The sequence below is a fragment of the Pseudomonas sp. PvP027 genome (genome assembly GCF_017833005.1).
GTDB classification, from domain to species: Bacteria; Pseudomonadota; Gammaproteobacteria; order Pseudomonadales; family Pseudomonadaceae; genus Aquipseudomonas; species Aquipseudomonas congelans.
On record NZ_JAFIBK010000001.1, the window covers coordinates 2,384,500 to 2,407,492 of the forward strand.

17 protein-coding genes are annotated in these 22,993 nt (G+C 61.5%); 12 read left to right on the forward strand and 5 right to left on the reverse strand.

The annotated features are described in order from the left end of the window. The first annotated feature begins 97 nt into the window (after positions 1-97). The 10 genes from JOE33_RS09980 to JOE33_RS10025 all read left to right on the forward strand — a co-directional run bounded on the left by JOE33_RS09980 (position 98) and on the right by JOE33_RS10025 (position 13,607). Positions 98-274 carry a hypothetical protein gene (locus tag JOE33_RS09980; RefSeq protein ID WP_002552060.1) on the forward strand — a complete coding sequence of 59 codons (177 nt, stop codon included), beginning with the start codon at positions 98-100 and terminating at the stop codon, positions 272-274. Beyond that, positions 258-3,212, forward strand: a complete 2,955-nt coding sequence (locus JOE33_RS09985) for a sensor histidine kinase (RefSeq protein WP_024641215.1) — start codon at positions 258-260, stop codon at positions 3,210-3,212. The genes JOE33_RS09980 and JOE33_RS09985 overlap by 17 nt, the downstream gene beginning before the upstream one ends. A 22-nt stretch (positions 3,213-3,234) precedes the next feature. Next, the gene (locus tag JOE33_RS09990) at positions 3,235-4,668 is read left to right on the forward strand and encodes a sigma-54 dependent transcriptional regulator (protein ID WP_010428596.1); all 1,434 of its coding nucleotides are present in this window, start codon (positions 3,235-3,237) and stop codon (positions 4,666-4,668) included. 698 nt (positions 4,669-5,366) lie between these two features. Beyond that, the gene (locus tag JOE33_RS09995; protein WP_003345072.1) at positions 5,367-6,770 is read left to right on the forward strand and encodes a polynucleotide adenylyltransferase PcnB; all 1,404 of its coding nucleotides are present in this window, start codon (positions 5,367-5,369) and stop codon (positions 6,768-6,770) included. Beyond that, positions 6,763-7,269 carry a 2-amino-4-hydroxy-6-hydroxymethyldihydropteridine diphosphokinase gene (folK, locus tag JOE33_RS10000; protein ID WP_032613675.1) on the forward strand — a complete coding sequence of 169 codons (507 nt, stop codon included), beginning with the start codon at positions 6,763-6,765 and terminating at the stop codon, positions 7,267-7,269. The genes JOE33_RS09995 and folK overlap by 8 nt, the downstream gene beginning before the upstream one ends. A gap of 228 nt (positions 7,270-7,497) precedes the next feature. Next, positions 7,498-8,298 carry a 3-methyl-2-oxobutanoate hydroxymethyltransferase gene (panB, locus tag JOE33_RS10005; protein ID WP_032613674.1) on the forward strand — a complete coding sequence of 267 codons (801 nt, stop codon included), beginning with the start codon at positions 7,498-7,500 and terminating at the stop codon, positions 8,296-8,298. Further along, entirely contained in the window at positions 8,295-9,146 is an 852-nt protein-coding gene (gene panC / locus JOE33_RS10010) for a pantoate--beta-alanine ligase (RefSeq protein ID WP_096103555.1), read from the forward strand. The genes panB and panC overlap by 4 nt, the downstream gene beginning before the upstream one ends. Positions 9,147-9,399: 253 nt before the next feature. Next, positions 9,400-11,064, forward strand: coding sequence for a glucose-6-phosphate isomerase (gene pgi / locus JOE33_RS10015; protein WP_096124960.1), 1,665 nt, complete (start codon positions 9,400-9,402; stop codon positions 11,062-11,064). 390 nt (positions 11,065-11,454) lie between these two features. Further along, positions 11,455-12,321: an oxygenase MpaB family protein gene (locus JOE33_RS10020; RefSeq protein WP_187625660.1), complete on the forward strand. Its 867-nt coding sequence runs from the start codon at positions 11,455-11,457 to the stop codon at positions 12,319-12,321. A gap of 107 nt (positions 12,322-12,428) precedes the next feature. Next, positions 12,429-13,607, forward strand: coding sequence for an acetyl-CoA C-acetyltransferase (locus JOE33_RS10025; RefSeq protein WP_187625659.1), 1,179 nt, complete (start codon positions 12,429-12,431; stop codon positions 13,605-13,607). 39 nt (positions 13,608-13,646) lie between these two features. On the opposite strand, the gene JOE33_RS10030 is transcribed toward JOE33_RS10025, so the two are convergent. From JOE33_RS10030 to ptsP, 3 genes are read right to left on the reverse strand one after another with little or no spacing between them, the layout of a single operon-like run. Then, positions 13,647-15,389 carry a PTS fructose-like transporter subunit IIB gene (locus JOE33_RS10030; RefSeq protein WP_187625658.1) on the reverse strand — a complete coding sequence of 581 codons (1,743 nt, stop codon included), beginning with the start codon at positions 15,387-15,389 and terminating at the stop codon, positions 13,647-13,649. Positions 15,390-15,401: 12 nt separating this feature from the next. Continuing rightward, on the reverse strand, positions 15,402-16,343 hold the full coding sequence (gene pfkB / locus JOE33_RS10035; RefSeq protein ID WP_003406610.1) for a 1-phosphofructokinase: 942 nt from the start codon (positions 16,341-16,343) through the stop codon (positions 15,402-15,404). Then, on the reverse strand, positions 16,343-19,213 hold the full coding sequence (gene ptsP / locus JOE33_RS10040; protein ID WP_187625657.1) for a phosphoenolpyruvate--protein phosphotransferase: 2,871 nt from the start codon (positions 19,211-19,213) through the stop codon (positions 16,343-16,345). The genes pfkB and ptsP overlap by 1 nt, the downstream gene beginning before the upstream one ends. A gap of 355 nt (positions 19,214-19,568) precedes the next feature. On the opposite strand from ptsP, the gene cra reads away from it, so the two are divergent. Both cra and JOE33_RS10050 read left to right on the forward strand, forming a co-directional pair. Continuing rightward, on the forward strand, positions 19,569-20,564 hold the full coding sequence (cra, locus tag JOE33_RS10045; RefSeq protein WP_096130698.1) for a catabolite repressor/activator: 996 nt from the start codon (positions 19,569-19,571) through the stop codon (positions 20,562-20,564). Continuing rightward, positions 20,561-21,361 carry a TatD family hydrolase gene (locus tag JOE33_RS10050; protein WP_187625656.1) on the forward strand — a complete coding sequence of 267 codons (801 nt, stop codon included), beginning with the start codon at positions 20,561-20,563 and terminating at the stop codon, positions 21,359-21,361. Before cra ends, JOE33_RS10050 begins: the two co-directional genes overlap by 4 nt. A gap of 21 nt (positions 21,362-21,382) precedes the next feature. On the opposite strand, the gene ampE is transcribed toward JOE33_RS10050, so the two are convergent. Beyond that, positions 21,383-22,219, reverse strand: a complete 837-nt coding sequence (ampE, locus tag JOE33_RS10055) for a regulatory signaling modulator protein AmpE (protein ID WP_010428561.1) — start codon at positions 22,217-22,219, stop codon at positions 21,383-21,385. Positions 22,220-22,234: 15 nt separating this feature from the next. Beyond that, entirely contained in the window at positions 22,235-22,783 is a 549-nt protein-coding gene (ampD, locus tag JOE33_RS10060) for a 1,6-anhydro-N-acetylmuramyl-L-alanine amidase AmpD (protein WP_010428559.1), read from the reverse strand. Between the last annotated feature and the right edge of the window lie 210 nt (positions 22,784-22,993).

Genomic DNA, 22,993 nt, shown 5'->3' on the forward strand with positions numbered 1-22,993 from the left:
CCAGAGCGGTCGCCGCAAACTGCGACGCAAGGATACTTGCAGGTTATCCGGCATCCGTTAACATGCCGCTCCTCATCTACCAGCGCAGGGAGACCAGATGTACATATACCGGTTGGTTTTGCTTCTGGTGGTCGGCATTTATCTGTTCTCTCCAGCCATCATGGACTGGTGGATCGATGCCACCGGTGCCTGGTATCGGCCTTACATGTTGTGGCTGATCCTGATTGTGGTGACGTTCATTCTGCAGAGCCAGCGAGATGCCGATGAGCTTTAGTCTGACGCAGATGTTGCTGGTCAGTGCCGCCTACCTGCTGGTGCTGTTCGGTGTAGCCTGGGTCAGCGAACATGGTCTGATTCCGCGCTGGATCATTCGTCATCCGCTGACCTACACCCTGTCACTGGGCGTCTACGCCAGCGCCTGGGCGTTCTATGGCACGGTCGGCCTGGCCTATCAGTATGGCTATGGCTTTCTGTCCAGTTATTTGGGGGTGTCCGGGGCCTTCCTCCTCGCGCCGGTGCTGCTTTACCCGATCCTCAGAATTACCCGCACCTACCAGCTGTCATCACTGGCCGATCTGTTCGCCTTTCGTTTTCGCAGCACCTGGGCCGGCGCGCTGACCACCGTATTCATGCTGATCGGCGTGCTGCCACTATTGGCCTTGCAGATTCAGGCGGTCGCCGACTCCATCGGCATTCTGACCCGCGAGCCGGTGCAGGATCGGGTCGCAGTGGCGTTCTGCGCATTGATCACGCTGTTCACGATTTTCTTTGGTTCACGGCACATCGCGACCCGCGAGAAACACGAAGGGCTGGTATTTGCCATCGCCTTTGAATCGCTGATCAAGCTGATCGCTCTGGGCGGCGTCGGGCTGTACGCCTTGTACGGGGTGTTCGACGGCCCGCAACAATTGGAACTGTGGCTGCTGCAGAACCAGACCGCTCTCGCCTCGCTGCACACACCTTTGCAGGAAGGCCCGTGGCGCACGCTGCTGCTGGTGTTCTTCGCCTCGGCCATCGTCATGCCGCACATGTATCACATGACCTTCACGGAAAACCTCAACCCGCGCTCGCTGGTCAGCGCGAGCTGGGGTCTGCCGCTGTTTCTGCTGTTGATCAGCCTGGCAGTGCCGCTGATCCTCTGGGCAGGGCTAAAGCTGGGCGCCACCACCAGTCCGGAATATTTCACGCTCGGCATCGGTATCGCTGCCAACAGCAAGTCCCTGGCCCTGCTCGCCTACATCGGCGGGCTATCGGCGGCCAGCGGGCTGATCATCGTCACCACGCTGGCGTTGTCCGGCATGGCCCTCAATCACCTGGTGCTGCCGCTTTATCAGCCACCCGCCGAGGGCAATATCTATCGCTGGCTGAAGTGGACGCGACGCGGACTGATCGTGGCGATCATCGCGCTGGGTTACGGCTTCTACCTCATGCTCGGCGCTCAGCAGGACCTGGCCAATCTGGGCATCGTCGCCTTCGTTGCGACCCTGCAATTCCTGCCGGGCGTGCTGTCGGTGCTGTACTGGCCGACCGCCAACCGGCGCGGCTTCATTGCCGGGCTGCTGGCCGGCATTTCGGTCTGGGCGGTCAGCATGCTGTTGCCGCTGATCGGCAACCTGCAGGGCTTCTATATTCCCTGGCTGAACATGATCTATGTGCTGGACGACACCAGTTGGCACATGGCAGCCATCGCCTCGCTCGCCGCCAACGTATTGCTGTTCACCCTGATATCGCTGTTCACCAATGCCAGCCCTGAAGAAGCCGGGGCCGCCGAGGCCTGCGCGGTCGATAATGTGCGCCGCCCGCAACGCCGAGAACTGCACGCCGTGTCGCCGCAGGAGTTCGCCACGCAACTGGCCAAGCCGCTGGGCGCGAAAGCCGCGCAGAAGGAGGTCGAGCAAGCACTGCGCGATCTCTACCTGCCGTTCGACGAGCGCCGCCCTTATGCCCTGCGCCGCCTGCGCGACCGTATCGAGGCCAACCTGTCCGGGCTGATGGGCCCGAGTGTCGCGCAGGACATGGTGGAAACCTTTCTGCCGTACAAATCGGGCAGCGAAAAATACGTCACCGAAGACATACATTTCATTGAAAGCCGGCTTGAGGACTACCACTCGCGCCTCACCGGCCTTGCCGCGGAACTCGATGCCCTGCGCCGCTACCATCGCCAGACCCTTCAGGAACTGCCGATGGGGGTGTGCTCGCTGGCCGAAGATCAGGAGATCCTGATGTGGAACAGGGCCATGGAAGAATTGACCGGAATCGTCGCCCAGCGCGTGGTCGGTTCACGGCTGGAAACCATTGCCGAGCCGTGGAAGGGCCTGCTGACCGGTTTTACCAGCCTGCCCGATGAGCATTTGCACAAGCAGAAACTCGGCCTGGACGGTCAGACACGCTGGCTCAATCTGCACAAGGCGGCTATCAACGAGCCCCTGGCGCCGGGCAACAGCGGCCTGGTGGTGCTGGTCGAAGACCTGACCGACACGCAGATGCTCGAAGACAAGCTGGTGCATTCGGAACGCCTGGCCAGTATCGGCCGGCTGGCCGCCGGGGTGGCGCACGAGATCGGCAATCCGATCACCGGCATTGCCTGCCTTGCCCAGAACCTGCGCGAAGAACGTGAAGAAGACGGCGAGCTCAAGGAAATCAGCAGCCAGATCCTCGAACAGACCAAACGCGTATCGCGCATCGTCCAGTCATTGATGAGCTTTGCCCACGCAGGCGCCCATCAGCATAGCGACGAAGCCGTCTGTCTGGCCGTGGTGGCTCAGGATGCTATTGGTCTGCTGGCGCTGAACCGGCGCAATTTCGAAGTACACTTCTACAACCTGTGCAACCCCGAGCACTGGGCTGTCGGCGATCCGCAGCGGCTGGCGCAGGTATTGATCAATCTGCTCTCCAACGCCCGCGATGCCTCCCCGGCAGGCAGCGCAGTCAGGGTCAGAAGCGAAGTATCCGAGCACACTGTGGACTTGATCGTCGAAGACGAAGGCAGTGGGATTTCAAAGGCAATCATGGACCGATTGTTCGAGCCGTTCTTCACCACCAAGGATCCTGGCGAGGGAACCGGACTTGGCCTGGCGCTGGTCTATTCCATCGTTGAAGAGCATTATGGACAAATCACCATCGACAGCCCGGCCGATCCCGAGCAGCAGCGTGGAACCCGAATCAGGGTGACCTTGCCACGCCATGTCGACGCGACGTCCACCGCGAACTGAGACCGTCGAGAGAACTGAATCAATGCCGCATATTTTGATCGTCGAAGACGAAACGATTATCCGCTCAGCCCTGCGTCGCCTGCTTGAACGCAACCAGTATGAAGTCAGTGAAGCAGGCTCCGTTCAAGAGGCTCAGGAACGCTTCAGCATCCCGTCGTTCGATCTGATCGTCAGCGACCTGCGCCTGCCCGGCGCACCCGGCACCGAGCTGATCAAGCTTGGCGAAGGCAAACCGGTGCTGATCATGACCAGTTACGCGAGCCTGCGTTCGGCAGTCGATTCGATGAAGATGGGCGCGGTGGATTACATCGCCAAACCCTTCGATCACGATGAAATGCTGCAGGCAGTCTCGCGGATCCTGCGTGATCGGCAAACGGTCAAGCACCTTCAGGACGAACGCAGCACCACTGCCAAAACCAGCAGCGCTGAAAAAGGCCCGTCTCAGAACCATAACGGCGAGATCGGCATCATCGGCTCATGCCCACCCATGCTGGATCTCTACAGCAAGATCCGCAAAGTCGCCCCGACTGATTCAAACGTCCTGATTCAAGGGGAATCGGGCACCGGCAAGGAACTGGTCGCCCGCGCCCTGCACAACCTCTCACGCCGTGCCAAGGCGCCGATGATTTCCGTCAACTGTGCGGCCATTCCCGAATCGCTGATCGAGTCCGAACTGTTCGGTCACGAGAAAGGCGCGTTCACCGGGGCCAGCGCAGGCCGCGCAGGGCTGGTCGAGGCCGCTGACGGTGGCACGCTGTTTCTCGATGAAATCGGTGAACTGCCGCTGGAAGCCCAGGCTCGACTGCTGCGCGTATTGCAGGAAGGCGAGATTCGTCGCGTCGGTTCGGTGCAATCGCAAAAGGTCGATGTGCGCCTGATTGCCGCGACCCACCGCGACCTGAAAACGCTGGCCAAAAATGGCGAGTTTCGTGAAGACCTGTTCTATCGCCTGCACGTCATCGCCCTGAAACTCCCCGCGCTGCGGGAACGGGGCAGCGACATCCTGGAAATCGCCCGTGCGTTTCTGGTCCGCCAGAGCAGCAAGGTCGGGCGCGACGACCTCACATTTGCACACGACGCCGAACAGGCGATCCGTCATTACAGCTGGCCGGGTAACGTACGCGAGCTGGAAAACGCTGTGGAGCGCTCGGTGATTCTGTGCGAGAACCCGGAAATCACCGCTGACCTGTTGGGTATCGACATCGAACTCGACGGTCTGGATGACGACGAGTATATGGGCATGGCGCCGTTGCCGGGCTCTTCCGGCTCGTCGGGCAACGAGCCTGCCGAAGACCTGTCCCTCGAAGACTATTTTCAGCACTTCGTTCTGGAACATCAGGACCACATGACTGAAACCGAGCTGGCGCGCAAACTGGGCGTCAGTCGCAAATGTCTGTGGGAACGCCGTCAGCGTCTGGGCATCCCGCGACGCAAGGGCGTCGCCAGCGAGACATAAAACCAGCCCAAGGCTCTGGCACGCGGTGCGCAGGGCGGGGACAAACTGTTACCTCAAGCGCTTCACGTAACAAAAGCCGGGTCTTACGGTAACGCAGGCCCGGCTTTTTTTTGTGAGCAAAAACCGTCTGATGCCCGCAAAGGCCCGGTTTACGGGGCTTGGTAAAAGTTGGCACAGCTTCTGCTATATCCTTAGTACAAGAAGAACAACAAGCAGTACGACACCTACAATAAAAACAATACGAATCGACTCACGCATAACAAGAACAACACGGCGGAGGCGCAGCTAACTGATTCTTTTGGAGAGGAGTTGTATTTGGGGCTTGCCCCGCAACCAGGCCGAGAACAACAAAAACTACCCTTAGGTAGCGCCTGAACTGGTTGGATCGAATGATCATTGCAACGCAGCGACCAAAGCAATCCGTTTGCTCTTGACTCCCGACTGGGAGGTTTCACAGACGCAAGTCTCGTGAATGGGCACTCAACAAAAACAAGAAGCCCAGGCAGAAAACAATAATAAAGAGCACACACTTTGGGGGAGCTTCGGCTCCCCCAGTAGCTTCCCCGCCTTTATCCGCGTCATCGTTTGTCCTTCAGCGACAGCTTCCTACACCATCACTCGACTAAATGCTAGAATCCCCGCCCATCATGCGGTCATTCCACGTTTTTGGCCGAATATTCCTTCAAACAGTGCATCCCATGCTGAAGAAGTTGTTCCAGTCATTTCGTTCCCCACTGCGCAAACCGCAGCAACATACGCGCACCACGCCTGAAGTGCTCAACAGCAGCCAACACTCGCTGCAACGCAGTCAGTTCAGCCGCTATGCCGTGAATATCGTCGAGCGCCTGCAGAATGCCGGCTACCAGGCCTATCTGGTCGGTGGCTGCGTACGCGACATGATGCTCAACATCACGCCCAAGGACTTCGACGTCGCCACCAGCGCCACGCCCGAACAGGTGCGTGCCGAGTTCCGCAACGCGCGGATCATCGGCCGCCGGTTCAAGCTGGTGCACATCCATTTCGGTCGCGAAATCATCGAAGTGGCGACGTTCCGCGCCAATCATCCCCAGGATGATGAAGAAGAGGACAGCAACCAGTCCTCGCGCAATGAAAGCGGACGCATCCTGCGTGACAACGTATACGGCACGCTTGAAGAAGACGCCCAGCGTCGCGACTTCACGATCAACGCGCTTTACTACGACCCGGTCAGCGAGCGCGTTCTGGATTACGCCAACGGCGTGCATGACATCCGCAATCGCCTGATCCGCCTGATCGGCGATCCGGAACAGCGTTATAAAGAAGACCCGGTACGCATGCTGCGTGCCGTGCGTTTCGCGGCCAAGCTGGACTTCGGCATCGAGAAGCACAGCGCTCAACCGATCCGCGCACTGGCGCCGATGCTGCGTGACATTCCATCGGCACGCCTGTTCGAGGAAGTGCTGAAACTGTTCCTTTCCGGACATGCCGCCCCCACCTTTGAAATGCTGGTGGATCTGGAACTGTTCGAACCGTTGTTCCCGGCCAGCTCCAAGGCCCTGGAATACAACCCGACCTACACCCACACGCTGATCAGCAATGCGCTGATCAATACAGACCTGCGCATCAAGCAGAACAAACCGGTCACGCCGGCGTTCCTGTTCGCTGCCCTGCTCTGGCCTGCGCTGCCCGCCAAGGTGCTGCGTGCCCAGGAACGTGGCATGCCGCCGATCGCAGCCATGCAGGAAGCCGCTCACGAACTGATCATCGAACAATGCCAGCGCATCGCGATCCCCAAGCGTTTCACGCTGCCGATCCGCGAGATCTGGGACATGCAGGAGCGCCTGCCGCGCCGTTCGGGCAAACGCGCCGACCTGCTGCTCGACAACTCGCGGTTCCGCGCAGGCTACGACTTCCTGCTGTTGCGTGAAACGGCGGGCGAACAGACCGATGGTCTGGGCCAGTGGTGGACCGACTACCAGGACTGCAACGACAGCGAGCGCCGCGACATGATTCGCGACCTGAGCAACAAGCCCGAGGCGGCGGGCACTGCCCCGCGCAAGCGTCGTCGTAACAGCGGTGCCAAACGCAAGCGCACCACGGGCGAGGCGCAAAGCGGTGAATGAACCGCTGTTGGCCACTGAACGCGTATACGTCGGTCTGGGCAGCAACCTGGCTGACCCGGCCGAGCAATTGCGCAGCGCCCTCAAGGCCATCGCACAGTTACCCGATTGCCACTTGAGCGGCGTGTCGTCCTTCTATATCAGCGACTCGCTACTACCCGGCCAACCGCGCTTCACCAATGCCGTCGCCGCAATCGACACCGCTCTGGCGCCTCTGACACTGCTTGATGCGCTACAGGCCATCGAACTGGACCAGGGCCGCGAACGCCACGAACGCTGGGGGCCGCGCACGCTGGACCTCGATATCCTGTTGTTCGGCGACCGTCTGATCGACGAGCCACGCCTCAAAGTGCCGCATTACCACATGCAGGCCAGGCCATTCGTGCTGTACCCGCTGGCAGAGCTGGCGCCGGGCCTCACGCTGGCCGATGGGCGCCCACTGAATCGTTTGCTCGATGAATGCCCGTTCACAGGTCTCGAGCGTCTGCCCGCCGAGGCATGAAGCCTGTCTGTCAGCGCACCGGTGTAACCGGTCCGACGCACAGGTAACACCTTCAATTGACTTCACGCCCCCTCCTCACGAAGATAGGCCTCCCGCCGCCACACCACAGGCGAACGGGCGCGAAACAGGCCTTTGCAAAACACCGCGACACGACGGTGTGCCTGCTTTTCCAGGATGACTCTCACGCGCTGAGCACCCGTCTTCACAGCGCCTGATGGAGGACTTTACATGCCGAACATAACCGTTACGTCGCTGCTGGCCATGAAGCAGAAGGGTGAGAAAATCACCATGCTCACCTGCTACGACGCAACCTTCGCCCACACGGCCTCCCAGGCGGGTGTCGAAGTGCTGCTGATAGGCGACTCGCTGGGCATGGTCCTGCAGGGCCACGACAGCACCCTGCCTGTTACCACCACTGAAACGGCGTACCACGTTGCATGCGTGAAACGCGGCAACCAGGGCGCAATGATTCTCGCCGACCTGCCGTTCATGGCCAACGCCACACTGGAGCAGACCCTGATCAACAGCGCGACGCTGATGCAGGCGGGCGCACACATGATCAAGGTCGAAGGTGCTGCCTGGCTGGGCGAGTCGATCCGTTTGCTGGCCGAGCGCGGCATTCCGGTGTGTGCGCACATGGGTCTGACGCCGCAGGCAGTCAACGTGCTGGGCGGTTACAAGGTTCAGGGTCGGCTGGAGGCGCAGGCGCGTCAGATGCGTGCCGATGCAATTGCGCTGGAACAGGCGGGCGCAGCAATGATCCTGCTGGAGTGCGTGCCCAGCGAACTGGCCGAGGAAATAACCCATGCGGTGAAGATCCCGGTCATCGGCATTGGCGCAGGCAGCGCCACCGACGGTCAGGTACTGGTGCTGCATGACATGCTCGGCCTGTCCATCACCGGGCGCGTGCCCAAGTTCGTGAAAAACTTCATGACCGGTCAGCCCGATATCCAGTCGGCTATCCGGGCCTACGTGGCCGCGGTCAAAGACGTCAGCTTTCCGGCCACTGAACACGGATTCTCGGCATGAACACAGTAAAAACCGTACAGGACCTGCGCGCCGCTGTTGCGCGGGCACGCAGCGAAGGCAAGCGGATCGCGCTGACCCCGACGATGGGCAACCTGCACAGCGGCCACGCCGCGCTGGTCACCAAGGCGGCGCAGCGTGCCGACTTCGTGGTCGCCACCATCTTCGTCAATCCGCTGCAGTTCGGCCCCAACGAAGACCTGGCCACCTACCCTCGCACGCTGGCTGCCGATCAGGAAAAGCTCCTGCAGGCCGGTTGCAACCTGCTATTCACCCCAGGCGTCGAAGAAATGTACCCGCACGGCATGGCCGACCAGACGCTGGTCAGCGTGCCGCACCTGTCGCAAGGCCTGTGTGGCGCCAGTCGTCCCGGCCATTTCGAAGGTGTCGCGACCGTGGTCAGTAAGCTGTTCAACATGGTGCAGCCTGACCTGGCCATCTTCGGGGAAAAAGACTTCCAGCAACTGGCCGTGATCCGGGCCATGGTCCGTGATCTGAACATGCCGATCCAGATCATCGGCGAACCGACGGTACGTGCCGACGACGGGCTGGCGCTGTCCTCGCGCAACGGCTATCTGAGCGACGATCAGCGCGCCGCAGCACCCGCGTTGTATCAGGCGATCCGCCAGACCGCCGACGCAATAAGTGCCGGCGAGCAGGATTTCGACACGCTGCTGGCAAGCAAGAAACAGCAACTGGAGAACGCTGGTTTTCGCATCGATTATCTGGAGATACGCGACGCCACCAGCCTGCGCCCGACGACTGCCGAAAATCGCGACCTGGTCATCCTCGCCGCGGCATTTCTGGGCACAACCCGCTTGATCGACAACCTGCACCTGACCAGAAGCTGACAGGATGTGCGCAGGCAATGAACTAAGACACACCGGTAATGCCATACCGGTACAGGTTGCCTGAACCGCAACCGGCAGTATTCGAGACAAAGCCCCGGTTGCCTGTGTGCGAAAAAGTACCGGGGTCATGTAAGGCGAGGCGCAGACAAACAGGTACGCGAAGGGTAGTCTGCGATGTGTAGCCTGTGAGAAAGCTTGCGACCTCGCTCCAAGAATATCCAAAGACAGAACCAGTTAAAGGAAACCCGCAGCGATGGCGTACTACCGCACTCCTTCCGATGTGACCGCTCTGCCCGCCTGGCAAGCGTTGAACAAACACCGCCAGGCCATGCAGAACTTCAGCATGCGCGAAGCGTTCAACACCGACCCGCAGCGCTTCAGCCAATTCACTCTCAGCAGCGCTGGCCTGTTTCTCGATTACTCCAAAAACCTGATTACCACCGAAACCCGCGACCTGCTGGTCAGCCTGGCTGGCGAAGTGGGCCTCAAGGACGCGATCAAGGCTCAGTATGACGGCGAGCTGGTCAACTCATCCGAAGGCCGCCCTGCCCTGCACACCGCTCTGCGCCGCCCGGTAGGCGACAAGTTGAAAGTCAACGGCGTCGATGTGATGCCGGACGTACACCGCGTACTCAATCAAATGACCGAACTGGTCGGCCGCATCCATGACGGCCTGTGGCGCGGTTACACCGAAAAGCCGATCACCGACGTGGTCAACATCGGTATCGGTGGCTCGTTCCTCGGCCCGGAGCTGGTTTCCGAAGCGCTGGTGGCCTACGCGCACAAAGGTGTCCGCTGCCATTACCTGGCCAACATCGACGGCAGCGAGTTCCATGAGCTGTCGATGAAGATTCGTGCCGAGACCACGCTGTTCATCGTTTCGTCGAAATCCTTCAACACGCTGGAAACCCTGAAAAACGCACAGGCTGCACGTGCGTGGTATCTGGCGCAGGGCGGCTCGGAAGTCGAACTGCATCGCCACTTCATCGCTGTGTCCAGCAACAACGCGGCGGCCGTGGCATTCGGCATTCGTGAAGAAAACATCTTCCCGATGTGGGACTGGGTCGGCGGTCGCTATTCGCTGTGGTCGGCCATCGGTCTGCCTATCGCGCTGGCCATCGGCATGTCCAACTTCAAGGAACTGCTGTCCGGTGCCTACACCATGGACCAGCATTTCCAGAGCGCGCCTTTCGAACAGAACATGCCGGTATTACTGGGCTTGCTGGGCGTCTGGTACGGCAATTTCTGGAACGCACAAAGCCACGCGATCCTGCCGTACGACCACTACCTGCGCAACATCACCAAGCACTTGCAACAACTGGACATGGAATCCAACGGCAAGAGCGTCCGTCAGGATGGTACGCCGACCTCGACCGACACCGGGCCGGTGATCTGGGGCGGCGTGGGTGCCAATGGTCAGCACGCCTACCACCAGTTGCTGCACCAGGGCACGCAGATGATTCCGGCCGACTTCATTGTGCCGATCGTCAGCTTCAACCCGGTTTCCGACCATCACCAGTGGCTATACGCCAACTGCCTATCGCAGAGCCAGGCGCTGATGATGGGCAAGACCCGCGCAGAAGCCGAAGCCGAACTGCGCGAGAAGGGTATGGACGAGAAAGAGGTGCAGAAGCTGGCGCCGCACAAGGTCATCCCCGGCAACCGTCCTAGCAATACGCTGGTGGTCGAGCGCATCAGCCCGCGTCGTCTTGGCGCGCTGGTGGCCATGTATGAACACAAGGTGTTCGTGCAGAGCGTGATCTGGGGCACCAACGCCTTTGACCAATGGGGTGTGGAGCTGGGCAAGGAAATGGGCAAGGCGGTGTACCAGCGTCTGACCGGCGGCACCGAAGAGCCGGCTGACGATGCCTCGACCCAAGGCCTGATCAATTACTTCCGCGGCCGTCACCGCGGCTGATTTGTCCCGTTCGTGAATATCGTTCCCACGCTCTGCGCTCAGCGTTATGCAGATGTATTGATGAGTAGGGGAACGATGCTTTCGTAGGAGCGACCGGGGCGGCGATCCGCCTTGTTCGCGAAGGCGTTATGTCAGGCACAGAAACTTCTGCGGCTGCACAGGGCCCTTTCGCGAACAAGTTCGCTCCCACGCCCTGCGGGCAGAAGCCCTGTACATCTTCAGCGGATGTACGCTCTCCTTGTGGGAGCGAACTTGTTCGCGAAAGCTTTATTTCAGGTGATACATCTTTAGTGGATGTACCGGCCCTTTCGCAAGCAAGCGAAGGGTCGCCCGGTCGGTTACCACAAAAGCCTCTTTGCCGTACTTCACTCCCCGATGCACGAGCACGACATGGAATTCATCCGTACCCGCATCGAAAACCAGGTCATCAGCCTTACCGGCCTGGCGCTGGGTCAACTGGATCTGGCAAGCCCCAAGGGCGACCCAGGCCTGTTTGGTCCCCAGGCAGTGTGCTGGAAGGTGCATGGCGATTTCACCAGCATGCTGGTCGGCGGTATCAGCGCATTGATGCTCCAGGCGTTGCACCCGTTGGCACTGGCGGGCATCTGGGATCACTCCAACTTTCGTCAGGACATGCTTGGCCGCCTGCGGCGTACCGGGCAGTTTCTGTCCGGTACCACCTACGGCTCCACGCGAGATGCCAACTGGCTGATCGACAAGGTTCGCAACATTCACCTGAACATCGTCGGCACTGCGCCCGATGGCCGGCCATACTCCGCCAGCGATCCGGATTTGCTGACCTGGGTGCATGTAGCCGAAGTCAGCAGCTTTCTCGCAGCGCATATGCGCTACCTCAACCCGGACATGCCGCTCGCCGATCAGGACGCGTACTACGCTGAAACAGCGCTGGTTGCCGAGCGACTCGGCGCCCGCAACGTGCCGCGCTCCCGTCAGGCCATTGCTGACTATCTGGCAGACATTCGTGGTCAACTGGTCTGTGACCAGCGCAGCCGCGAAGTAATGCGCCTGCTGATCGATACGCCGGCACCCAACTGGCTGGCCAAGCCGTTTGGCGTGCTGATGATGCGCGCCGGTATCGATCTGCTGCCGGACTGGGCCAGCGAAATGCTCGACGTCACGCAAAGCCCCGTCACACGTCGGATAATCCGTCTGGGCGTCAACAGCACCGCGCCCATTCTGCGCTGGGCGGTGCGCGACGGATCGGCGCAACGTGCCAGACGCCGCATGGACGTTTGAACGAGACATGAAGGTTTTCGGCAAACCGTGACCGAGCGGTTCACGGTTGGAACCTGCCCGCCTATCTGTGCCACCATGAGCGCTCAATAACAATGAGGATCAGCACCATGCACGACGTCGTTATCGTCGCCGCCACCCGTACCGCCGTGGGCAGTTTTCAGGGCTCACTGGCCACTGTATCCGCAGTCGACCTCGGCGCAGCGGTCATTCGTCAACTGCTTGCCCGCACCGGCATAGACGGCGCGCAGGTCGATGAAGTCATCATGGGTCAGGTGCTGACCGCAGGCGCTGGTCAGAACCCCGCGCGGCAGGCAGCCATCAAGGCCGGCCTGCCCTTCTCGGTACCGGCCATGACCCTCAACAAGGTCTGCGGCTCTGGCCTCAAGGCGCTGCACCTGGCGACTCAGGCGATCCGCTGCGGCGACGCCGAGATCATCATCGCCGGTGGCCAGGAAAACATGAGTCTGTCCAACTATGTGCTGCCGGGCGCACGCACCGGATTGCGCATGGGCCACGCCAGCATGGTGGATACGATGATCACCGACGGTCTGTGGGATGCGTTCAACGATTACCACATGGGCATCACCGCCGAGAACCTCGCGCAGCAGTACGACATCGGCCGTGAGGCCCAGGATCAGTTCGCCGCGTTGTCTCAGCAAAAGGCGATGGCTGCGATTGAAGCCGGACGTTTCGTCGATGAGATCACCCCGATCCTGATCCCGCAGCGCAAGGGTGATCCGCTGTCGTTTGCAACAGACGAGCAGCCCCGCGCCGGCACCACCGCCGAGACCCTGGCCAAGCTCAAGCCCGCCTTCAAAAAGGACGGCACGGTCACCGCCGGCAATGCTTCGTCGCTGAACGACGGGGCTGCCGCCATGATGCTGATGAGCGCCGCCAAGGCCGAGCAATTGGGCTTGCCGGTGCTGGCGCGCATTGCCGCGTATGCCAACGCCGGTGTCGACCCGGCGATCATGGGCATCGGACCGGTCAGTGCCACACGTCGCTGCCTGGACAAGGCTGGCTGGTCGCTGGCCGAACTGGACCTGATCGAAGCCAACGAAGCCTTTGCCGCACAGTCCCTGTCGGTCGGCAAGGAGCTGGGGCTGGATCCGCAAAAGCTCAACGTGAATGGTGGCGCTATCGCCCTTGGCCACCCGATTGGCGCGTCGGGCTGCCGCGTGCTGGTGACACTGCTGCACGAGATGATCAGGCGCGATGTGAAGAAGGGTCTGGCCACGCTGTGCATCGGTGGTGGTCAGGGGGTTGCCCTGGCGCTGGAGCGCTAGGGCAGGCAGAAGGCGCGGGTCAGCCCGCGCCTTGCATCATCAGGCGGCTGCGGCAGCCACTTCCATGTCAGCAGGCTCCGGACGCTTGATCAGCGCGTAGATCACACCGGTCAGCACACTGCCGGCGATGATCGCCACCAGATAAAGCAGCGCATGGTTGATCGCGTTGGGGATCAGCATCACGAACAGGCCGCCATGCGGTGCCATCAGCTTGCAGCCGAAGTACATCGACAACGCACCGGTCAGCGCACCACCCACGACACTGGCCGGAATCACCCGCAACGGGTCCTTGGCAGCGAAGGGAATAGCACCTTCCGAGATGAAGCACAGCCCCAGCACGAACGCCGCCTTGCCTGCTTCACGCTCGCTCTGGGCGAACTTGCGGCGAGCCAGGATCGTGGCGATGCCCATACCGATGGGTGGCACCATACCGGCAGCCATGGCGGTGGCCATCGGCGCATAGCTCTGAGACGCCAGCAAACCGACCGAGAACGCATAGGAGGCCTTGTTGATCGGCCCACCGAGGTCGACGCACATCATTGCGCCCAGCACCACACCCAACAGGATCGCGTTGGTGGTGCCCATGCTGTCGAGGAAGTGCGTCAGCGCTTCGAGCATCCCGGCAACCGGCTTGCCGACCACGTAGATCATCACCAGACCGGTGAACAGGCTCGACAGCAGCGGGATGATCAGAATCGGCTTGAGCGCTTCGACGCTGGCAGGCAGACGTGCGTAGCGGTTGATCGCGGCAGCGCTGTAACCGGCGAGGAAGCCTGCGACGATACCGCCAATGAACCCGGCACCCAGCGTACTCGCCAGCAGACCACCGATCATGCCGGGTGCCAGCCCCGGACGGTCGGCAATCGAGTAGGCGATGTAACCGGCCAGCAACGGCACCATCAGTTTGAACGCCGCTTCCCCACCGATCTGCATCAGGGCCGCAGCCAGCGTGCCCGGCTCCTTGAACGCAGTGATACCGAACACGAAGGAAAGAGCGATCAACAGCCCGCCCGCCACGACCATCGGCAACATGAACGACACGCCGGTCAGCAGGTGCTTGTAGACGCCCGCCTTCTCCTGTCTGGCAGGTGACTTGGCGGCGGCCTCGTCGGATTCCACCTGGCCTTCCGCCAAGGCTTTTTTCAGGGTTGCTTCGGACTGCTTGAGCGCTATCCCGGTGCCGCAACGGTAGATCTTCTTGCCGGCAAAGCGGTCGGTGTTGACCTCGATATCCGCCGCCAGCAGCACCACGTCGGCATCGGCGATGGCCTTGGCGCTGAGCGGGTTGCGCGCGCCTACCGAGCCCTGGGTTTCGACTTGCAGGTCGTAATTCAGACGCTTGGCAGCCTGCTGGATCGCTTCGGCAGCCATGAACGTGTGCGCGACACCGGTCGGACAAGCGGTGATCGCAACGATGCGCGGTTGCGCGCCCGTGCCATCGCTAGCCTGAGGCACCGCCGCTTCAGTCGCTGCATGCACCTGCGCGTCTCGCTCGGCGCGCTGCAGAAAACTGTCGACATCCTGCAAGGCATGCGCAGGCGAATCCTGAAACAGGCGTTTGCCGACAAAGCGGCTCAAGTCCACAGGACCGGTATTGACTACCAGGACAAGGTCGGCGGCTTCGATGTCCTGGGCGGACAACTGCTGATCGGCCTTGTTGGGGTCGATGATTTCGACGCTGGTTTCCCAGCCCTGGCGCAGGGCCGCCGCTTCGAGCAATCGTGCGCTGAGTACGCTGCTGACCTTGCCGTTCGGGCAGGCCGTAACTATGGCTAACTTCATGACGATCCTCTCTTATTGTTCTGAAAGGCTGCGTACAGTGACGCCGCCTTCAAGCCGTTTGAGTTGCGCGGCATCGGTGATACCGAAACCGATCTGGGTCACCGCCATGGCGGCGATCGCTGTGGCAGTGCGCAAGGTCTTGTGCGGCTCTTGACCACTGATCAAGCCGTGCACCATGCCTGCCAGCAGCGAGTCGCCAGCACCGACCGTACTGGCCACCGTGACCTTGGGCGGCAGTGAGTGCAGCGCCACGCTCGGGCTGAACCAGTGCACGCCTTCGGAGCCTTGCGAGATCACCACGTGCTCGATGCCCTGCGCCTGCAGACGCGCAGCCGCCTCGGCTTGCGCAGCGATAGAGATGATCGGTGCGTCAAGTGCATCAGCCAGCTCTTCGGTATTGGGTTTAATCAGCCAGGGCCCGGCCTTCAGACCGGCACGCAAGGCCAGACCACTGCTGTCCAGCGCCACTTTCAGACCGAGGTCCTTGAGCATCAGCAGCAGTTTTTGCAGCCACTCCGGGGTGACGCCGCGCGGCAGACTGCCCGCCACGACCACCACGTCGAAACCCTGGGCGATCTGTTCGACGCGGGTGAACAGCGCTTGCTGCGCCTCTTCACTGACCTGGGGCCCGGGGCCGTTCAGGTCGGTGATACGCCCACTGCCTTCGGCCAGCTTGATATTGCTGCGCGTTTCGCCCGGCACCCGGACAAACTCGTCGACGAACTGACGACGCTCGAACAACGCTTCGAACGCTTGCTGATTGTCGACACCAAGAAAGCCGGCAACGGTCAGGTCATGGCCCAGGTCAGCCAGCACCTGCGCCACATTCAGGCCCTTGCCCGCGGCGTGAGTGAGCATCGCCGTGCTGCGGTTGACCTGGCCCAGCTCCAACTGCCCCAACTGCACAGTCAGGTCCAGCGCCGGGTTCATGGTCAGGGTAAGAATCTTCGCCATTACACAGCCTCCACAAGCGCGCGGACTTCGGCGGCGCTGCCCGCCGTCAGCGCATTCTGCGCCAGTTCCCGAGCGCTGCTCAGGGTCAGTTCACGCACGCAGGCCTTGACCTCGCCAATGCTGCGCGCCGAGACACTCAATTCATCCACGCCCAGACCGACCAGAATCGGCACCGCCAGCGGGTCTGCAGCCAGTTCGCCGCACACGCCCACCCATTTGCCGTTGGCATGCGCAGCACGTACGGTCATGTCGATCAGTTGCAGCACCGACGGGTGCAGCCCGTCAGCCTGGGCCGACAGTGTCGGGTGGCCGCGGTCGATGGCCATGGTGTATTGCGTCAGGTCATTGGTACCGATACTGAAGAAGTCCACTTCCTTCGCCAGCACCGGGGCGATCAGCGCAGCCGATGGCACCTCGATCATGATCCCCAGTTGCAGGTCGCTGACCGGAATTTCCTCGCGCAGGCGCTGGGTCATGTCCCGCGCCTGACGCCACTCTTCAAGCGTGCCGATCATCGGGAACATGATGCGCAGCGGGCCACTGTCTGCCGAACGCAACAGGGCACGAAGCTGGCTTTCCATGACGTCCGGTCGCTGCAGGGTAAGACGGATACCGCGGACGCCGAGGAACGGATTTTCCTCTTTGGCGATCGGCCAGTAAGGCAGCGGCTTGTCGCCACCGACGTCCAGCGTGCGCACCACCAGCGGACGCCCGCCCAGATCGGTCAGCACGCGGCGGTATTCAGCTTCCTGCGTGGCTTCATCCGGCGCCTGGGAATGCGCCATGAACAACAGCTCGGTGCGCAGCAGGCCGACACCTTCCGCGCCCTGCTCGACGGCGGCCGGTGTGCCGGTGCTGTCGCCGATATTGGCGAAGACTTCGACGGCGTGACCATCACGCGTCACAGCAGGCTCCATGCGCGCTTCGGCGGCCGCCTTGAGACGTTGCTCACGCGCGTCACGGTCCTGAACGGCGCGCTGCAGGGTCGCTTCGTCAGGCGCGACGGTCAGCCGTCCGCGCTGGCTGTCGAGCAGCAGTACAGTGCCAGGCTTGAGCAGCAGCACTTCATCGCCGGCACCTACCAGCGCAGGAATGCCCAGTGCACGCGCCACGATGGCACTGTGCGCCGTGGCACCGCCACGCGCGGTAAGAATGCCGGCGACCTGCGCCGGGTCGAGACGGGCAACGTCGGACGGGCCGACTTCATCCATCACCAGAATGTAGGGTTCGTCGGGGGCCGCAACGGTTTCGACGCCACAGATCTGCGCCAGCACGCGGCGACCGACGTCACGCAGGTCTGCGGCGCGCTCGGCGAGCAGTGCGTCCTGCAGTTGTTCCTGCTGAACGGCAGCGGTCTCGATAACCGTTGCCCAGGCCGCAGCGGCGCTTTCGTCGTTGTTGAGGCGCGCCTCGACTTCGCTGGTCAGTTCCGGATCTTCGAGCATCTCCTGGTGGGTGATGAAGATTTCCCGGATGGCCTTGGACTTGCTGCGCTGAATGAGATTTTCGATATCGCTGCGCACCTCGCCGATCGCCTTGTGCAGGCGCTCGCGCTCGGCAGCCACCGACTCGCCCCGTTGGGGATAATCGAAGCTTTGCAGCACTTGAACGTGGGCCGGCCCCATGGCAATGCCCGGTGAAGCAGGCACGGCCTGCAACACGCTACCGGCTGGCGGAGCGTTGAGCGGTTTGGCCGCAGCCGGGACCGGCGTTGGCGCAGCCTCGGTCGGCGAGACGGCGGGCAAGGGTTCGACTTCCTCGCCCAGACCTTGCTCCACGGCTGCGATCAGGGCGGGCAGCGCGTCGTCGGCGATGCTCGGCTCGGCAATGAATTCCAGCGTCTGACCACGGCGGGCGCCGAGGCTGAGCAGCTTGCTCAGGCTCTTGGCCGACACGGCAGCTTCGCCGGTTTCCAGCACGCGCATGCGGATCTCGCCGTCAAACTCCTTGGCCAACTGCGCCAGTATCTTCGCCGGGCGGGCGTGCAGGCCATGGGCGTTGGCCAATTGAATCTGCCGGGTCGGCCACTCGGCTGGCAGTTCGCCGCCCAGCGCTTCGAGCACGGCGCGACTGTTGGTGGCGTGACCCAACTCGTGGCCACGGCCTTCGATCAGCAACAGGCAGAGACGCTCGAGCAGCGCTTGATGCGCCTCACCGAGGCTGGCCAGGCAGAACAGACCGGTCAGCGGCTGGCCCAGATAGCGCATCGGTTTGTCGGGGGTGACGAACGCCAGACCGGGACGCTTGACGGTTTGCTCGCTGTGCAGCCACCAGAGGCCATCACCCAGCGACAACGCTTCCACTTGCTGGAGCACGGCGGAAAATCCGTTACTCACGCAGTCGGCCTTGCGCAACAGGCGTGCGCCGCGCCAGACCAGTTCTTCAAAATCGTCGGCTGATACGCCGAGGCTGATCATCTGTGCGTCGAGCGCCAGTTCCTGCGGAGCGCCCTGCAATAGCTTGAGCAGGTCTTCCGGGGTCTTCGCTTCGCGCAGCGCCTGGCCAAGATCCTCTTCGCCCAGTGCGCGAGTCAGCAGTTGCAGCAGGCGCAAGTGCTCGTCGGATTTGGCAGCGATACCAATCGCCAGGTAAACCATTTGTCCGTCGCCCCAGTCCACCCCTTCGGGGAACTGCATCAGACGTACGCCGGTGGTAAACACCAGGTCGCGGGTCTCGGGTGTACCGTGTGGGATGGCGATGCCCTGACCGAGGAAGGTCGAGCCTTGCTGCTCACGGTTCATCAGCCCGGTGAGGTAACCCTCGGCAACCAGACCATCAGCGACCAGGTGGTCGGCAATCAGCTTAAGTGCGGCAGTTTTATCCACAGCCGACTGGGCCATGGATATTTGCTCCAGAGTGAGTTCGAGCATTGCCTTGACTCCTGTGCAGCGCCAAGGCGCCACCTGATTCTTGTTTTAATGGCGATCATGTGATCGACAGCTTAGGGGGGATGAAGGTGATATCTGTCCGAGCATCGTATCGGACATCACTTTCATCTCGATTGCAGCAGACAACAGGCGTGCTGAATCGTTTAATCTAGAATTGCCCGGCACGTTACTCGATTCTGGGGTTTCATTGAAGCCCGGTCGGTCCGATCACTGTGGGACACTTCCCAAAATACTTGAAGTACTTGGGAATTTCCTACGGTCTGGTGTAAAGATCAGCGCCATGAAAAAAATAACTCGATTGTCCTGAGCCGCGTACCTAATAAAAGGAAATTCCGGGGTGAAACTTAGCGATATCGCACGTCTGGCAGGTGTTTCTGTCACTACGGCCAGTTACGTGATCAATGGCAAGGCCGAAAAACAGCGCATCAGCCCGGCAACGGTCGAACGTGTCAAAGCCGTGGTCGAGCAGCACGACTTCCGACCCAACCCACAAGCGGCGGGCCTGCGCAGCCGCCATAGCAAAACACTGGGCTTTATCCTGCCCGACCTGGAAAACCCCAGCTATGCGCGCATCGCCAAATTGCTCGAACAAGGCGCGCGCAGGCTCGGTTATCAACTGCTGATCGCCAGCTCCGATGACGACCCCGCCAGCGAGCTGCAGCTATTACAGCTGTTCCGGGCACGTCGTTGCGACGCGCTGCTGGTCGCCAGTTGCCTGCCGACCGGTGACGACAGCTACCGGGACCTGCAGCTCAAGGGCATGCCGATCATCGCCATCGACCGGGAAATGAATCCGGAGTTTTTCTGCTCGGTGGTCAGCGACGACCATGACGCCTGCCAGCAACTGACTCATAGCCTCCTGCAAACCCGACCGCGACACATCGCCCTGATCGGCGCACGTCCCGAACTGAGCATCAGCCGCGCGCGCGCCGCAGGCTTCAAACACGCACTCGACGGGTTTGCCGGAACCACCATCATCGAGCACGGCGAAGCGTTCAGCCGCCAGTGTGGCCAGCGTTTGATGACCGAGATGCTACAGCGCCAGGGGCATTTTCCGGACGCGTTGATCACCACGTCCTACGTGCTGCTGCAAGGCGTGTTCGATGTGCTGCAAAGTCAGGCACTGCAATCGACCCCGCTGCATCTGGGCACCTTCGGTGATACGCAATTGCTCGATTTTCTGCCGCTGCCCGTCAATGCCATGGCCCAGCAACACCAGTTGATCGCCGACAAGGCCCTGCAGCTGGCGCTGGCCGCTATCGAGAAGGACGATTACCAGCCGGGCGTGCACGCTATTGTCCGGGCCTTCAAACAACGTATACACGAGGCGTGAATGTGACGCTGATCGATACCCACACCCACCTGGATTTTCCGGATTTCGATGCAGACCGCGCCCGAGTGCTGGACAACTGTCGGACGCTTGGCGTGCAGCGCATGGTGGTGCTCGGGGTGTATCAGCGTAACTGGCAGCGGCTTTGGGAGCTGACCGAAGCCAACCCCGCGCTGCATGCAGCGTTCGGCATGCATCCGGTGTACATCGATGAGCACCGCACCGAACACCTGACCGAACTGGGCGACTGGCTGACGCGCCTGCAAGGACATCCGCAGCTGTGTGCGGTGGGTGAGATCGGTCTGGACTATTACGTCGAGCAGCCTGACAAGGCGCGTCAGCAAGCGCTCTTTGACGCGCAATTGCAATTGGCGGCGGACTTCAACCTGCCTGCCTTGCTGCACGTGCGTCGCAGTCATGCCGATGTGATCGCGACTCTCAAGCGCCACAAGCCAAAGCGCAGCGGCATCATTCACGCCTTTGCCGGCAGCCGCGAAGAGGCGCGTGAATACATCAGGCTGGGGTTCAAACTGGGTCTGGGCGGAGCGGCGACTTGGCCGCAGGCGCTGCGCATGCATCGGGTCATTGCCGAACTGCCGCTGGACAGCGTGGTGCTGGAAACCGACTCACCGGACATGGCACCCGCCATGCATCCCTATCAGCGCAACAGCCCGCAGCACTTGCCCGACATTTGCGCGGCCCTCGCGGGGCTGATGAACATCAGCCCCGCGCGCCTGGCCCAGGCGAGCACGGACAATGCCTGCGAACTGTTCGACTGGCCTCGCCTGTCACATGCCTGAGCCTGCGCGGCCAGGATCGGATCAGAGCAGAAGCGTCCACAGGGCGAACCCTGCGTACCAGACCACCGCGGCACGTACCAGCAGCTCCCAGAGCATGTCGAGGCCGGTAACACCTTGCGCGCCCATCATCGGAGGCGGGACCTCGCTGGCGGCACAGCCCACGCGCGTAATCAGTTGTGCGGCACTGATGTTCCAGTTCAGCAACTCGTGCAGCATCACCCGGGTGACCGCCACAAAATTGCCGACCAGCGCGAAGCTGGCGGCGAGCAACCTGACCGGCACCCAGTCAAAGGCGTGGCGTAACTGCCCTGCACGCTCGACCAGTGCGGGTGTCTTGCCATGTTCGACAGCAAGCGCCAACAGCCTGTAGGCCAGCGCAGCCACCGGGCCGAGTACGAAATACCAGAAAATCACGGCGAAGAAACTCTGGAACGCCTGCCAGAGCAGGTAGCCCTGCACGCCCTGCAGCAATTGCTCGCTGTTGTCCGCTTGCACGCCCATGTCGCGCTCGGCCACATGCACCGCAGCCTGTGCATCGCCACGTCGGCAGGCATCGCGAAACGGCCCGAGCACAGCAATCAGGTCAACACGGCCAAGGCTATAGATCAACACCAGCAGGTGAACGGGCAGAACCAGCCAGCCATAGGCAACCGAGCCGATGATGGTCAGCGCCAGGTGCAGGATCAGCACGGGAACAAGCACCAGCAACGCCAGCATTACCCAGGGGCGTGTCGACGTCCGCGGGCTGGCCTCGAGTTTTGCCAGCTCTTTCAGCCACGGCCCGTCACGCTGAACGCGCTGACGCAGAGCAGAAAACTTTTCGATAAGAACGGCCAGCAGTAGCACCAGAAAACTCATTGTTCGTCCCTCACATCAATCCAGCAAAGCCGCTCGAAACCTGGCCCAGTCAAAACAGGGCCCAGGATCAGTCTTGCGTCCCGGCGCCACGTCACTGTGACCACAGATACGCTCGGGGGTGATTGCCTCGAACGCCTGTCGCAACTGTCGCGTCAGGTCGATGAGCGCGTCGTATTGCGCATCGGTGAAAGGCTGGTCATCCGTTCCCTCCAGTTCAATGCCGACAGAAAAGTCGTTGCACCCTTCACGGCCCTGAAAACTGGAAACACCGGCGTGCCACGCGCGATCAAGACAAGAGACGAACTGAACGACCTCGCCATCACGTTCGATCAGAAAATGCGCTGAAACGCGCAGATCGGCAATCCCCACAAAGTAGGGATGCTCATCGATGTCGAGCTGGTTCTGAAAGAAAGCCTGCACCTTGCCAGTCTTGAATTGCGCTGGCGGCAGGCTGATGTTGTGGATCACCAGCAGCGAGATTTCGCCTTCGGGTCGCGCATTGAAGTTGGGCGAAGGGCAATGCTGCACGCCGTCGCACCAGCCGCTTGCGGAGTCCAGTTGCATGAATGCTCCTTGAACAGGGGAAAAAAGTAGCGCTGATTATGCCCGTGACAGGAGCCGATGTGAGGGCTTGGCTACAGACCTGCAGCGTCGAACGCCAGAGATCTGCGGCGACGCGTGTCGAACTGCGTGCCGACGCGGGGCGTCGGCAGCATGGTCAACCGCGTGTCTGGCGACCGGCACCGCAGGGGAACGACAGCTTGAAATCCGCCA